Here is a 13,685-nt window from a genome sequence, read left to right on the forward strand (position 1 = left end):
ACAGACACGCACCGTGACCCACGTCTGTGCTGCGCGTCGCCCGGCCGCCGCCGTGGCCGGGCGACGCGCAGCCGCGACCGAAGACGGAGAGGGATCGATGTCCGACCGCACCCACGCGCCCGGCCTCAGCACGCTTCCGGCCGCCCCACCTCCCCAACCGCCCGCCGCCTCCCCCCGCGGAGCCGACCTCTCGGCGTCCATCGCCGTCTTCCTGGTGGCCCTGCCGCTCTCCCTCGGCATCGCGCTCGCCACCGGCGCACCGCTCCAGGCCGGCCTGGTGGCCGCCGCCGTGGGAGGCATCGTCGCCGGGTGGCTGGGCGGAGCACCGCTCCAGGTCAGCGGCCCCGCCGCGGGGCTCACCGTCGTCACGGCCGAGCTGATCCAGGTGTACGGCTGGCGGACGACGTGCGCGATCACCGTGTTCGCCGGGCTCACCCAGTTCGCCCTGGCCCATCTGCGCGTGGCCAGGTCGGCGCTGATGGTCAGCCCCGCGATCGTGCACGGCATGCTCGCGGGCATCGGCGTGACGATCGCCATGGCCCAGCTCCACATCGTCCTCGGGGGCAGCCCGCAGAGCTCCGTCGTCGACAACCTCAGGCAACTGCCCGAGCAGCTGTCCGATCCCCACCCGGCCGCCCTGTCGGTCAGCGCGCTCACCATCGCCGTCCTGCTGGCCTGGCCCCGGCTGCGCGGGCGGTTCGGCCGGGTGCGGCGCATCGTCCCGGGACCGCTCGCCGCCGTCCTCCTCGCCACCGGCTTCGCCTTCCTCGCGCCGCTGGATCTGCCCCGGGTGGATCTGCCGTCCTGGCGCAGCCACGCCCTGCCCGAGCTGCCACAGGGTCCGGTGCTCGGCCTGCTGGCGGCGGTCCTCACCGTCACACTCGTGGGGAGCGTCGCCTCACTGCTCTCGGCCTGCGCCGCCGACAAGCTGGCCACCGCGCGCGTCCGGCGCACCGGCGAGCGTCCCCTGCCCCGCGCCGATCTCGACCGGGAACTGCGCGGCCAGGGTGCGGCCAACATCGTCTCCGGCGCCCTCGGCGGGCTGCCGGTCGCCGGCGTCGCCGTCCGCAGCACGGCCAACATCCAGGCCGGTGCCGTCAGCCGCAACTCCACCATCCTGCACGGCTGCTGGATCGCCCTGGCCGCCGCGTTCCTGGGCGGGCTGCTGGAGCCGATCCCGCTCGCCTCCCTGGCCGCGCTGGTCATGGTCGTCGGCGTGCAGATGGTGAACATCACGCATCTGCGCACCGTCACCCGGCACCGGGAGGTCGTCGTCTACCTCCCCACCGTGGCGGGGGTCGCGCTGCTCGGCGTCCTCGAGGGGGTGGGCATCGGCATCGCCGTGGCCGTCGGCGTCGCCCTCCACCGGCTGACGCGCACCCGGATCATCCACTCCGGCCCCGGCGTCCCGGAGGTCCCGGACGACGCGGCCCAGAACCACGACGGGGACGTGGGCGACGGCGGACGGGGCGGGGACGGAAGCGGCGCGTGCGGTGCCGCGCGGGGCTGCCGGGGCGAGGAGTCCGGCCGGACACACCGGATCACCGTCCGGGGCCAGCTGACGTTCCTCGCCGTCCCCCGGCTGAGCCGGACGCTGGCCCAGGTACCGCCGGGCGCCGACGTCCGGGTGGAGCTCGACGGCTCGTTCATGGACCACGCCGCCTACGAGGCCCTGCAGGACTGGCGGGCGAGCCACGAGGCGCACGGCGGAACGGTGGAGATCGCCGGCCGCGCCGGAGCCCGGATCGCCGAGCCGTCCGCAACCCACCACTGCACGCCGTGGACGCCGTGGCGCAACCACCAGTGCACCCGCCCCGGCCCGGAGCACCCGGAGGCGGGGGCCGCGCCCCAGCGGCACGGGCAGTTGCTGGGCGGCGTGCGCAACTTCCAGCGGACGACCGCCCCACTCGTCCGCGCGGAGCTGGCCCGGCTGGCCCGGGACGGTCAGCGCCCCTCCCAGCTGTTCCTGACCTGCGCCGACTCCCGTCTGGTCACCAGCATGATCACGTCCAGCGGTCCGGGTGACCTGTTCACCGTGCGGAACATCGGCAACCTCGTTCCGCTTCCCGGAACCGCGTCCCAGGGCGCGACCGGAGACCACTCGGTGGCCGCGGCCCTGGAGTACGCGGTCCACGTGCTCCGCGTCGGGGCCATCACCGTCTGCGGGCACTCCGGCTGCGGGGCCATGCAGGCGCTCCACACCGGCGCCGCCGCCGAGGACGCCGACACGCCGCCCGGCGCGCTCGCGCACTGGCTGCGGCACGGGCAGCCGAGCCTGGAGCGGCTGGCGGCGCAGAACGGTTCGGCCCCGCGCCTGGCGGACCGGCCGGTGGCGGACGAGCTGGAGTCCCTGTGCCTCACGAACATCGTCCAGCAGCTCCACCACCTGCTGGCTCACACATGCGTGGCGCAGCGCGTCGCCGAGGGGACGCTGGAGCTGCACGGCATGTACTTCCACGTCGGCGACGCCCAGGCCTACGTGCTGGACGCGACGGACGGCACGACGGGGCGGGCGGCGGTCTTCACGCCGGTGCGGGCGGAGTGAAGGGGCCGCCGTCATGCCGCCGGTCGACCGTCCGCGGACCGTTCGGCCGAGCTGCTCGACCACTTGGCGCAAGAGGTCTAAACCAATTTCCGGGAAACCCTTGTCACACCACCTGGCCACCTGCTGAGGTATGAGCTGGGACACAGCGCACACCCCGGGAAAGGGAGATGCCGTGAGCAACGAGAGCCTGGCGAATCTGCTCCACGAGAGGCGCCGATTCGAGCCCCCGGCCGAGCTGGCCGCAGCCGCGAACGTGACCGCAGAGGCCTACGAGCAGGCGCGGCGCGACCGGCTGGGGTTCTGGGCGGAGCAGGCCCGCAGGCTGAGCTGGGCCACCGAGCCGACCGAGACGCTCGACTGGTCGAACCCGCCGTTCGCGAAGTGGTTCAAGGACGGCGAGCTCAACGTCGCCTACAACTGCGTGGACCGGCACGTGGAGGCCGGGCACGGGGAACGCGTCGCCATCCACTTCGAGGGCGAGCCCGGGGACAGCCGCGCGATCACCTACGCCGAGCTCCAGCGCGAGGTCTCCAAGGCGGCCAACGCGCTCACCGGACTCGGCGTGCGCGCGGGCGACCGGGTCGCCATCTATCTGCCGATGATCCCGGAGGCCGTGTACGCGATGCTGGCCTGCGCCCGCATCGGCGCACCGCACTCCGTCGTGTTCGGCGGCTTCTCCGCCGACGCGCTGGCCACCCGCATCCAGGACGCCGACGCCCGGGTCGTCATCACCTCCGACGGCGGCTACCGCAAGGGCGCCGCCAGCGCGCTGAAGCCCGCCGTGGACGAGGCGCTGACGCGCCCCGGCACGGAGCGCGTCGAGCGGGTCGTCGTGGTCCGCCGCACCGGCCAGGACGTCGGCTGGACCGAAGGGCGCGACCTGTGGTGGCACGAGCTGGTGGACGGGCAGAGCGAGCAGCACACGCCCCAGCCGTTCAACGCCGAGCAGCCGCTGTTCATCCTCTACACCTCCGGCACCACGGGGAAGCCGAAGGGCATCCTGCACACCAGCGGTGGCTACCTCACCCAGACGGCGTACACCCACCACGCGGTGTTCGATCTCAAGCCCGAGACCGACGTCTTCTGGTGCACCGCCGACATCGGCTGGGTGACGGGCCACTCCTACATCGTCTACGGCCCGCTGGCGAACGGCGCCACGCAGGTGATGTACGAGGGCACCCCCGACTCCCCGCACAAGGGCCGCTGGTGGGAGATCGTGCAGAAGTACGGCGTCACGATCTTCTACACGGCCCCCACGGCGATCCGTGCCTGCATGAAGTGGGGCGACGACATCCCGGCCAAGTTCGACCTGTCCTCGCTCCGCATCCTCGGCTCGGTCGGTGAGCCGATCAACCCGGAGGCCTGGATCTGGTACCGCGAGCACATCGGCGCCGGCCGCACGCCGATCGTGGACACGTGGTGGCAGACGGAGACGGGCAGCATGATGATCAGCCCGCTCCCCGGGGTCACCGCCACGAAGCCGGGCTCCGCGCAGGTGCCGCTGCCGGGCATCGCGGCGACGGTCGTGGACGACGAGGCGGCCGAGGTGCCCGACGGCAGCGGCGGATACCTCGTGCTGACCGAGCCGTGGCCGTCGATGCTGCGCACGATCTGGGGCGACGACCAGCGCTATCTGGACACCTACTGGTCCCGCTTCGAGAACCGCTACTTCGCGGGCGACGGAGCGAAGAAGGACGAGGACGGCGACATCTGGCTGCTGGGCCGGGTGGACGACGTCATGCTCGTCTCCGGGCACAACATCTCCACCACCGAGGTGGAGTCGGCGCTCGTCTCGCACCCCGCGGTGGCCGAGGCCGCCGTCGTCGGAGCCACCGACCCGCAGACGACGCAGGCCATCTGCGCTTTCGTCATCCTGCGCGGCTCGGCGGCCGAGAGCGAGGGCCTCGTCGGCGAGCTGCGGGCCCACGTCGCCCACGAGCTCGGCCCGATCGCCAAGCCGAAGCGCATCATGGCCGTCGGCGAGCTGCCGAAGACCCGCTCCGGGAAGATCATGCGTCGGCTCCTGCGGGACATCGCGGAGGACCGGGACCTGGGGGACACCACCACGCTGACCGACCCTTCCGTCATGCAGCTCATCCAGTCGAAGCTGCCGGGCGCGGCCAGCGAGGACTGACCGCCGCGGCCACCGCGACCGCGCCGGGCCTCCCCGGCCGGGGGGCGGTACCGGCCGCGTCACCGGGGTGTCCGGGGTGTCCGCACTCCGGGCACCCCGCCCGCGTCCGCAGGCGTTTCGCCGGCGCTCCGCAAGCGTGCCGGACGAGCTCCGGAAGGGTTCCGGACTGACCGGTTTCCAGGCGGTACGGTCGGACGCGGGCCCCTCGGGCCGCCGTCCCGGCTTCGTCGGCGCGCCGAAACGCGGAGCCCGGACGCATCGGCCGGCGGCCCCGTCCGGCATGCTGATACCCGGGTACTGCACGGTAGCGGCGGGCCCGCCTGACGAGTCGACACGCTGAGAGAAGTCAGCCAGAGGGAGTGAGCGATGAGCGGTGCCCAGGACGAACGCAGCCTCGGTGAGTTGGTCGCCTCGGCCGCAACCGAGTTGTCGGCACTGGTGCACGAGGAGATCGCGCTGGCGAAGACGGAGATGAGGCAGTCCGTCTCGCGCGGCGTCGCGGGCAGCGGCGCGATCCTCGTCGCGGGCGTGCTGGCGCTCTTCTCGCTGCCGGTGTTCAGTTTCGCGCTCGCGTACTGGCTGGAGGCGTGGTGGAAGATCCCGCTGGCGGTGGCGATGGCCATCGTGGGCGGTCTGATGCTGCTGTTCGCCGTGGTGTGCGGGCTGGCGGCGAAGTCGCTGCTGAAGAAGATCCAGGCGCCGAAGCGGTCCATGGCCTCGGCCCGGGAGTCGGCGTCGGTGCTGAAGAAGGCCAGGCCGCACCCGCGGCCCGCGGGCGCGGCGCGGTCCTCGCGGGAGGCGGCGTCCCTCACCTCGGCCCAGCGGGAGCCGGAGCGGGAGTCCGCCCTTCCGGCCGGGGCGGGCGGGAAGTCGTCCGGGAAGTGACAGACTCGTCCCCATGACCGCCCCCGCCTCACCCGGCCCGTCCGTCCCAGCGCTCGACGGCCCCTGGACGCACCGGGACGTCGCCGCCAACGGCGCCCGCTTCCACATCGCCGAGCTGGGCGAGGGCCCGCTGGTGCTGTTCGTGCACGGCTTCCCCCAGTTCTGGTGGACCTGGCGCCACCAGCTGACCGCCGCGGCGGAGGCCGGGTACCGGGCCGTCGCGATGGACCTGCGGGGCGTGGGGGGCAGCGACCGCACGCCGCGCGGCTACGACCCGGCGAACCTCGCGCTCGACATCACCGGCGTCGTGCGGTCGCTCGGTGAGCCGGACGCGGCGCTGGTCGGCCACGATCTGGGCGGCTATCTGGGCTGGACGGCGGCGGCGATGCGGCCCAAGCTGATCCGGCGGCTCGCCGTCGTCTCGATGCCGCACCCCCGGCGCTGGCGGGCGGCGATGCTGCGCGACGTCAGGCAGAGCACCGCCGGTTCATACGTCTGGGGGTTCCAGCGGCCCTGGGTCCCGGAGCGGCAACTCGTCGCGGACGAGGGCGCGCTGGTGGCCCGGTTCGTGCGTGAGTGGTCCGGGCCCCGGGTCTTCGAAGCGTTCGACGACGAGGTCCTCGACGTCTACCGGCAGGCCATGTGCATCCCCTCGACCGCGCACTGCTCGGTGGAGCCGTACCGCTGGCTGGTACGTTCGCTGGCCCGGCCGGACGGCGTGCAGTTCTACCGCCGGATGAAGCGGCTCGTACGGGTGCCGACCCTGCACCTGCACGGCTCGCTCGACCCGGTGGTGCGGGCCAGAAGCGCGGCCGGTTCGGGCCAGTACGTGGAAGCGCCGTACCGCTGGCGGCTGTTCGACGGCTTGGGGCACTTCCCGCACGAGGAGGACCCGGCCGCCTTCAACACCGAGCTGATCGACTGGCTGAAGGATCCCGAGCCGGACCGCTAGCCGCCCCAGGCGGAGCGCTCCGGTGACGGCCGGACGACGCGTCCCGGCCCCGTTCTCCGACGCGCCCCGGTGGCCACGTGCGTCGCACATGTGCCCGGAGCATGAGCCGATTCGGTGGTCGTTCAGCGGTTACCGCCCTCCGGGCGCGGGCACAGTCCGGGGTATGGGCTGGACACAGGACCAACGCGACGTGTCTCGCAACATCCGCGGCAGGGCAGCCGGTTCGCGGCTGGCCGTGCGTTCCGCACACCATCCGCGCGAGTTCCGCGAGCCACGGTCCGGGCAGGCGCCTCGCATCGGGATTCCGCGCATCCTCGGGCGCCGCGCCCGCTGGGTCGGTGCCCGGCTGCGGCATCCGCGCACCTGATCACGCCCGAAGGGGCGCCCATGAGCCCGAGCACGCGGTAGGGCGCCCGAGCCGGCCGCACGGTGGCGTTCCACACCCACGCGCGGCGGGGCAGGAGCCCGGCGTCACATCGCGCAGCCCTGGCTGTCCACGGGCTTCTGCACGGCGCGCCCCCGGGTGATGTTCTCGCGCACCTCGTCGAGCGTGAGCGCGTAGCCGGTGTCCGGGTCGTCCAGCGACTTGGCGAAGACGACGCCGTACACCTCGCCCTCCGGAGTGAGCAGCGGGCCGCCGGAGTTGCCCTGCCGGACGACGGTGTAGAGGGAGTAGACGTCGCGGCGGACGGTGCCGCGGTGGTAGATGTCGGGGCCGTCGGCCTGGACCCGGCCGCGCACGCGGGCGGAGCGGGCGTCGAAGCCGCCGTTCTCGGGGAAGCCGGCGACGACGGCGCCGTCTCCGGTGGTGGCGTCGCCGTCGGCCAGCTCCAGCGCGGGGGCGTCGAGGCCGGGCACGTGGAGGACGGCGATGTCGCGCTCCCAGTCGTACAGGACGACGCGCGCGTCGTAGAGCCGCCCCTCACCGCCGACCTGCACGGTGGGGTCGTCGACGCCGCCGACGACGTGCGCGTTGGTCATCACCCGGTCGTCGTGGAAGACGAATCCGGTGCCCTCCAGGGACTTGCCGCAGCTCGGGGCCGTCCCGGTGATCTTGACGATGGACTCCTTCGCCTCGGCGACGGCGGGACCGGCGGCCAGCGCGGGGTCGGGTGAGGGGACGTTGGTGATCGGCTCGGCGGTGAAGGGCGAGAAGACCTGCGGGAAACCGTTCTGCGTGAGGACGGAGCCGAAGCCGGTGAACCAGGTGGTCGCCTGGCCGGGCATGGCGCGGGAGACGCCCTGGAGCACGGCGGAGCTGCGGACCTCGCGGCCGAGCGTGGGCAGGGACGTCGTCGCCAGGGCCGAGCCGAGCAGCCAGGCGACGAAGAGCATGGCCACGACGTTGACGAACGCGCCGCCCGTGGCGTCCAGGGCCCGCGCGGGGGACCAGGTGATGTGGCCGCGCAGCCGGTTGCCCAGGTGCGTGGTGAACGCCTGCCCGATGGACGCGCAGACGATGACGATGACGACGGCGGCGACGGCCTGCCAGGTGCCGGCGGCGCCGCCGCCGAGCTCGCTCCACAGCGGCGGCAGCGCGACGACGGCGACGAGCCCACCGCCGAGGAACCCGGCCACCGACAGCACGCCCACGACGAAGCCCTGGCGGTAGCCGATGACGGCGAACCACAGCGCCGCGAGCACCAGCAGGATGTCCAGCACGTTCACCGCATCACCCTCGCCTCGTTCGCCGTACCGGCCGGTTGCCGTTCGTCGGTGGTCTTCGCATGAGCAGCACCGTAAGCATCATCGGTCACCGCTGCATCGCGAGCCCCGGCCACCGTGCCCGGGGCCAGGGGCAGAGGCCGTGCCCGGGGTCAGGGGCCGGGGCCCGGGGACCGGACCGGGTGGCCAGGGCCCCGGGGGCCACGGCGGCCGAAGGCGGGCGTGCGGGTGCGGCGGACCGTTCAGGAGCGCCAGTCGAGCGGTATGCCGCGCGTGCGGTCCCAGGGGCGCTCCCATCCGGCGAAGTGGAGGATGCGGTCGATGACGCCCGCCGTGAAGCCCCACACGAGGCTGTCGCGCACCTGGAAACAGGGGCCACGGTAGCCGCTGGGGTGCAGGGCCGTGGCGCGGTTGGCCGGATCCACCAGCTCGGCGACGGGGACGGTGAACACCCGCGCCGTCTCGCCGACGTCCACCACCTGCACCGGGCTGCGCTCGCGCCACCAGCCGAGCACCGGGGTGACGACGAAGCCGCTGACCGGAATGTAGAGCTTGGGCAGCACCCCGAAGACCTGCACGCCCGCCGGGTCGAGCCCCGTCTCCTCCTCGGCCTCCCGCAAGGCGGCGCGCACGGGGCCGTCCCCCAGCGGATCGCCGTCCTCCGGATCGAGCGCGCCGCCGGGGAAGGACGGCTGGCCCGCGTGCGAGCGCAGGCTGCCGGCCCGCTCCATCAGCAGCAGTTCGGGGCCGGGCCGCCCGTCGGCGTCCGAGACCTCGCCGAACAGCACCAGCACGGCCGACTGCCGCCCTCCGGTGGGCGGCGGCAGGAAGCGGCTGAGCTGTTCGGGTCGCAGAGAGGCGGCGGCGTCCACGACGGGCGTGAGCCACCGCGGGACGCCGTCCGAGCTGACGACGACGGGCGCGCCGTCCGTGCCGGGTACCCTCACCGCGCCTCCCGCGGCCGGGCGGCCTGCTCGGCGGAGGGGCCGGGCGCGGGCTGCCCCGGGTAGTCGGCCGGGGGGCGCAGCCGCTGGCCGGGCTGGCCGCCGAGCTCGTACTTCAGCAGCTTCCGCGCCTTCTCCGGGTCCGTCTCGCCCTCGCCGTAGGCGGGGCACAGGGCGGTGATGGGGCAGACCCCGCAGGCGGGGCGCCGGGAGTGGCAGACGCGTCGGCCGTGGAAGATCGTACGGTGCGAGAAGTCCGTCCACTCCTTCTTCGGGATGATCTCGGCGATCTCGGCTTCGACGCGCTCCGGGTCGGTCTGCTCGGTGAGACCCCAGCGGCGCACGAGCCGCCCGAAGTGGGTGTCCACCGTGAGCCCGGGGACCCCGAAGGCGTTCCCGAGGACGACGAAGGCCGTCTTGCGGCCGACGCCGGGCAGGCTGACCAGGTCCTCCAGCCGGCCGGGGACCTCGCCGTCGAAGCGGTCCCGCAGGGCGGCGGAGAGGCCGATGAGGGACTTCGTCTTGTTCCGGAAGAAGCCGGTGGGGCGGACGAGCTCCTCGAGCATCTCTGGGTCGGCCGCCGCCATGTCCTCCGGAGTGGGGTAGGCGGCGAAGACGGCGGGCGTCGTCTGATTGACGCGCAGGTCGGTCGTCTGGGCGGAGAGCACGGTGGCCACGAGGAGCTGGAACGGGTTCTCGAAATCCAGCTCGGGGTGGGCGTAGTAGTAGACGTCGGCCAGCTCGCGGTTGATGCGACGCGCCCGGCGCACCATCCCGAGCCGCGTCTCCGGCTTCGTGCGGCGGCTCCCCGCCCTCCCCCGGTTGGCGGTGCCGCGTTCGCCCACGGCGGAATCACCGGAAGCGCTCACCCGTCCGGCCCCCTCTCCTGTGCTCTGGCTGGGCTGCTGACCACCCGGCCAGCCTACGGGGACGCGCCGACATCCGCCGGTGGCCCGGGTCGATCCCTGCCCGTTCACACCCCTGCCTCACACTGTGAAGGCCCGGTGCGTCAAACTTGTGATTGATCGCACTGTTTCAGACGTCCGGCATCATGGGCCCGTACCCTCATGCGCAGGTCGACAAGGAGAAAACTCGTGGACGACGTTCTGCGGCGCGCCCCGCTTTTCGCGGCGCTCGATGAGGAGCAGGCGGCTGAGCTGCGTGCCTCCATGACCGAGACGACGCTGGCCCGCGGAGAGGCCCTTTTCCACGAGGGCGACCCCGGTGACCGGCTCTACGTCGTCACCGAGGGCAAGGTGAAGCTGCACCGCAGCTCCCCCGACGGCCGGGAGAACATGCTCGCGGTCCTCGGGCCCGGCGAGCTGATCGGCGAGCTGTCCCTCTTCGACCCGGGCCCCCGCACGGCCACGGCCAGCGCCCTCACCGAGGTGAAGCTGCTCGGCCTGGGCCACGGTGACCTCCAGCCCTGGCTGAACGTGCGCCCCGAGGTCGCCTCCGCCCTGCTGCGCGCGGTGGCCCGCCGACTGCGGCGCACCAACGACTCCATGTCGGACCTCGTCTTCTCCGACGTGCCCGGCCGCGTCGCCAAGGCGCTGCTGGACCTCTCCCGGCGCTTCGGTGTGCAGTCCGAAGAGGGCATCCACGTCGTGCACGACCTCACGCAGGAGGAGCTGGCCCAGCTCGTCGGCGCCTCCCGGGAGACGGTCAACAAGGCCCTCGCCGACTTCGCCAGCCGTGGCTGGCTGCGACTGGAGGCCCGTGCGGTGATCCTGCTGGACGTCGAGCGGCTGGCCAAGCGCTCCCGCTGAGCCCCGGGACACGCCCGGCCCGCGCAACGGGCGGCGCGGTCAGATCAGCCCGTGCTCGGCCAGGTAGTCGAGCTGCGCCCGGACGGAGAGTTCGGCCGCGGGCCACAGGCTGCGGTCGACGTCCGCGTAGACCTGCGCGACGACCTCCGGCGCCGTGCGGAAACCGTTCTCCACGGCGGTCTCCACCTGTGCCAGCCGCTTCGCTCGGTGCACCAGGTAGTAGTCCACGGCCCCCTGCGCGTCCTCCAGGGCCGGGCCGTGCCCCGGCAGGATCGTCCTCACGCCGTCGTCCACGGTCAGGGAGCGCAGTCGGCGCAGCGAGTCGAGGTAGTCACCGAGCCGGCCGTCCGGGTGCGCGACGACCGTCGTCCCGCGGCCCAGCACGGTGTCGCCGGTGAGGACGGCCGCGTCGGCCGGCAGGTGGAAACTCAGCGAGTCCATCGTGTGCCCCGGCGTGGGCACGACGTGCAGCTCCAGGCCCCCGGTGGTCACGACGTCCCCGACGCCCAGCCCCTCGCCGCCCAGGCGCAGCGCCGGGTCGAGGGCGCGGACGTTCGTGCCGGTGAGCTCGGCGAAGCGGGCGGCGCCCTCCGCGTGGTCGGGGTGGCCGTGGGTCAGCAGAGTGAGCGCGACCCGCTTCCCGGCCCGCTCGGTCATGGCGACGACCTCGCGCAGATGCCCCTCGTCCAGCGGCCCCGGGTCGACGACGACGGCGTCGCGCGCGTCGGGCTCGGCGAGGATCCAGGTGTTCGTGCCGTCCAGCGTCATCGCGGAGGGGTTGGGCGCGAGCACGCAGGTCGCCCGTTCGGTGACGGGGCCGGTGACCACGGCTCCGCGCGGCTGCCCGGGAAGCTCGGCGGCGTTCGTCATACCCGGAAGATCCTCTTCTCGAACTCCTCGTGCCCCGGCCAGGAGAGCACGATCTCCTCCCCGTCCAGTGTGGCGCGGGCCAGCACCGGCGTCAGATCGCGTCCGGCGGCGGCGGGGAGGGCCTCGTCGGCCGAGCCGAGCACGTCCAGGTCGCGCAGGGTGGCGATGGTGGGCGGCATCATCAGCAGCTCGCCCCGGTCGTAGCCGGCCGCGGCCTCGGCGGGCGTAGTCCACACCGTCCGGTCGGCCTCGCTCGACGCGTTGCGGGTGCGCTGGCCCTTCGGCAGGACGGCGGCGAAGAACCAGGTGTCGTAGCGCCGCTCCTCGAACTCCGGCGTCACCCAGCGCGCCCAGGCGCCCAGCAGGTCGCCGCGCAGCACGAGGTCGCGGCGGGCCAGGAAGTCGGCGAAGGACAGCTCCCGGGCGACGAGGGCGCGGCGGTCGGCCTCCCAGTCCTCCCCGGTGGTGTCGGCGACGACGGACTCGGCGTCCGGGCCCGCCAGCAGTACGCCGGCCTCCTCGAACGTCTCCCGCACCGCCGCGCACACGATGGCCTGGGCCTCCGCCGGACTCACGCCCAGCCGCCCGGCCCACCACGCGCGGTCCGGGCCGCCCCAGCGGATCTCGGCCTCGTCCCGCGGGTCCACGGCGCCACCGGGGTAGGCGTAGGCGCCGCCCGCGAAGGCCATCGAGGTGCGGCGCCGGATCATGTGGACCTGCGGCCCCTCGGCCCCGTCCCGCAGCAGCATCACCGTCGCGGCCCGCTTCGGCTCGACGGGGGTGAGCTCGCCGCGCTGGTGGGCGCGGATGCGCTCCGGCCACGACGCCGGGTACCACTGGCCGTTCCGGCCGTTGTTCGCCATGGGCGGATCGTACGACCCCGGGGCCCGAAGATTCGAGCGTGCGAGCGAAATGGTCCGAGATGCCGGACTGCTCCGTTCGGGGGACAGTGGAGGGACGACGAGGAGGGGCAGGCCATGTCCAAGAAGCACCGGCAGAACCGCGACGGCTTCACCGAGCACGAGAACTCGAAGAACACCGCCTTCCAGCAGCGCACCCGGCAGGCGATGCGCGAGGCGGGGGGCGGCGGCAGCGCCAAGCACCACGGCAAGACGCAGAAGGCCACCGTCAAGCACCGCGGCACCCGTTGACCGTGCGCACCCGCACACCGCGGCACCCGCTGACCGCGCGCCCGCTCACCCCGCGCGTCCCGGCCGGTGCCCGCCGGGACCGTGCCCGCGGCGCTGCGGGGCCGTCCCCGCACCGGCCGCCCCGGGACGTTCAGCCGCCGAGGTGGGACAGCAGCCCCGGCGGTGTGGGGTACGGCCGCTCGTCGGGGAGCAGCGCCCGCGCGCCGTCCACGTCCCCGTGCCGCACCCGGGCGTGCACCTCCCGGGCGAGCGGGGTGACGTCGCGGATGCCGACGATCCACTCGTCCGCGTAGCGCCGCACCGCCTCCCCCGACAGGCCCAGCTGCAGCGAGCGGTACGGCAGCGGGCGCAGGTGGACATCGCGCTCCGGGTCCCACTGCACGCGCGTCGGTGCCGCCGCCACCGCGCGCCGCCAGGACGCCCGGTCGGCGTGCAGCCCGGCGGCGTAGTGCGACAGGCACGCCTCCCGCAGCGCCCACTCGAAACCCGCGCGCGTGATCTCGACCGCGAGCACGGTCTCCTGGCCCGCCTTGGCGCCCCAGCCGCAGCGGTACATCATCCACAGGAACGAGGGTTTGACCCACGTCATCCGGTCCCGCTTCCAGCTCGCCGGGAAGCGGCCGTCCCGCGCCGCCGGGACGCCGAGGTGTGGCGCGTACGCCTGGTGGACGGTGACGGTGTCGGCCGTGTGGACCGCCCGTATCTCACGCGTGGCCTCGCTCATGCGGCCACCCTTCCTCCGGCCGCCGCCGCGCCGCCACCGGTTTTCC

12 protein-coding genes are annotated in these 13,685 nt (G+C 73.8%); 6 read left to right on the plus strand and 6 right to left on the minus strand.

Features of this window, described 5'->3' with window-relative positions; genetic code table 11:
• The first annotated feature begins 97 nt into the window (after positions 1-97).
• From O7609_RS10570 to O7609_RS10585, 4 genes are all read left to right on the plus strand, one after another.
• Entirely contained in the window at positions 98-2,545 is a 2,448-nt protein-coding gene (locus tag O7609_RS10570; RefSeq protein WP_269743460.1) for a bifunctional SulP family inorganic anion transporter/carbonic anhydrase, read from the plus strand.
• A gap of 172 nt (positions 2,546-2,717) precedes the next feature.
• Positions 2,718-4,679, plus strand: coding sequence for an acetate--CoA ligase (gene acs / locus O7609_RS10575; RefSeq protein WP_269743461.1), 1,962 nt, complete (start codon positions 2,718-2,720; stop codon positions 4,677-4,679).
• Between the two features lie 366 nt (positions 4,680-5,045).
• Positions 5,046-5,564: a phage holin family protein gene (locus tag O7609_RS10580; protein ID WP_269734681.1), complete on the plus strand. Its 519-nt coding sequence runs from the start codon at positions 5,046-5,048 to the stop codon at positions 5,562-5,564.
• A 13-nt stretch (positions 5,565-5,577) separates the two neighbouring features.
• Positions 5,578-6,516 (plus strand): alpha/beta fold hydrolase, encoded by a 939-nt coding sequence (locus O7609_RS10585; protein ID WP_269734682.1) that lies wholly within the window; start codon positions 5,578-5,580, stop codon positions 6,514-6,516.
• 471 nt (positions 6,517-6,987) lie between these two features.
• Here O7609_RS10585 and O7609_RS10595 read toward each other — a convergent pair whose 3' ends face one another.
• The 3 genes from O7609_RS10595 to nth all read right to left on the minus strand — a co-directional run bounded on the left by O7609_RS10595 (position 6,988) and on the right by nth (position 9,898).
• The gene (locus O7609_RS10595) at positions 6,988-8,184 is read right to left on the minus strand and encodes a MarP family serine protease (protein ID WP_269734684.1); all 1,197 of its coding nucleotides are present in this window, start codon (positions 8,182-8,184) and stop codon (positions 6,988-6,990) included.
• 239 nt (positions 8,185-8,423) lie between these two features.
• The gene (locus tag O7609_RS10600) at positions 8,424-9,128 is read right to left on the minus strand and encodes an NUDIX hydrolase (RefSeq protein WP_269734685.1); all 705 of its coding nucleotides are present in this window, start codon (positions 9,126-9,128) and stop codon (positions 8,424-8,426) included.
• Positions 9,125-9,898, minus strand: a complete 774-nt coding sequence (gene nth, locus O7609_RS10605) for an endonuclease III (protein WP_443072243.1) — start codon at positions 9,896-9,898, stop codon at positions 9,125-9,127. The genes O7609_RS10600 and nth overlap by 4 nt, the downstream gene beginning before the upstream one ends.
• 321 nt (positions 9,899-10,219) lie before the next feature.
• On the opposite strand from nth, the gene O7609_RS10610 reads away from it, so the two are divergent.
• Positions 10,220-10,894, plus strand: coding sequence for a Crp/Fnr family transcriptional regulator (locus O7609_RS10610; protein ID WP_219048882.1), 675 nt, complete (start codon positions 10,220-10,222; stop codon positions 10,892-10,894).
• A gap of 39 nt (positions 10,895-10,933) precedes the next feature.
• Here the strand turns inward: O7609_RS10610 and O7609_RS10615 are convergent, their stop codons facing one another.
• A complete protein-coding gene (locus O7609_RS10615) occupies positions 10,934-11,764 on the minus strand; it encodes an MBL fold metallo-hydrolase (RefSeq protein WP_269743462.1) in 831 nt (276 codons plus the stop codon).
• Entirely contained in the window at positions 11,761-12,627 is an 867-nt protein-coding gene (locus O7609_RS10620) for an NUDIX hydrolase (protein WP_269734687.1), read from the minus strand. Before O7609_RS10620 ends, O7609_RS10615 begins: the two co-directional genes overlap by 4 nt.
• A 114-nt stretch (positions 12,628-12,741) precedes the next feature.
• Here O7609_RS10620 and O7609_RS10625 point away from each other — a divergent pair, with 114 nt between their 5' ends.
• Entirely contained in the window at positions 12,742-12,915 is a 174-nt protein-coding gene (locus tag O7609_RS10625) for a hypothetical protein (protein ID WP_269734688.1), read from the plus strand.
• A gap of 130 nt (positions 12,916-13,045) precedes the next feature.
• On the opposite strand, the gene O7609_RS10630 is transcribed toward O7609_RS10625, so the two are convergent.
• Positions 13,046-13,639, minus strand: a complete 594-nt coding sequence (locus O7609_RS10630; protein ID WP_269743463.1) for a DUF4291 domain-containing protein — start codon at positions 13,637-13,639, stop codon at positions 13,046-13,048.
• Positions 13,640-13,685 lie beyond the last annotated feature (46 nt).

This window comes from Streptomyces sp. WMMC1477 (assembly GCF_027460245.1).
Taxonomy (GTDB): domain Bacteria; phylum Actinomycetota; class Actinomycetes; order Streptomycetales; family Streptomycetaceae; genus Streptomyces.

Coding starts and splice junctions, on each gene's coding strand:
- O7609_RS10570 (WP_269743460.1), top strand. CDS start 98: ATGTCCGACCGCACCCACGCGCCCGGCCTCAGCACGCTTCCGGCCGCC.
- O7609_RS10580 (WP_269734681.1), top strand. CDS start 5,046: ATGAGCGGTGCCCAGGACGAACGCAGCCTCGGTGAGTTGGTCGCCTCG.
- O7609_RS10585 (WP_269734682.1), top strand. CDS start 5,578: ATGACCGCCCCCGCCTCACCCGGCCCGTCCGTCCCAGCGCTCGACGGC.
- nth (WP_443072243.1), bottom strand. CDS start 9,898: ATGGTGCGCCGGGCGCGTCGCATCAACCGCGAGCTGGCCGACGTCTAC.
- O7609_RS10615 (WP_269743462.1), bottom strand. CDS start 11,764: ATGACGAACGCCGCCGAGCTTCCCGGGCAGCCGCGCGGAGCCGTGGTC.
- O7609_RS10620 (WP_269734687.1), bottom strand. CDS start 12,627: ATGGCGAACAACGGCCGGAACGGCCAGTGGTACCCGGCGTCGTGGCCG.
- O7609_RS10625 (WP_269734688.1), top strand. CDS start 12,742: ATGTCCAAGAAGCACCGGCAGAACCGCGACGGCTTCACCGAGCACGAG.
- O7609_RS10630 (WP_269743463.1), bottom strand. CDS start 13,639: ATGAGCGAGGCCACGCGTGAGATACGGGCGGTCCACACGGCCGACACC.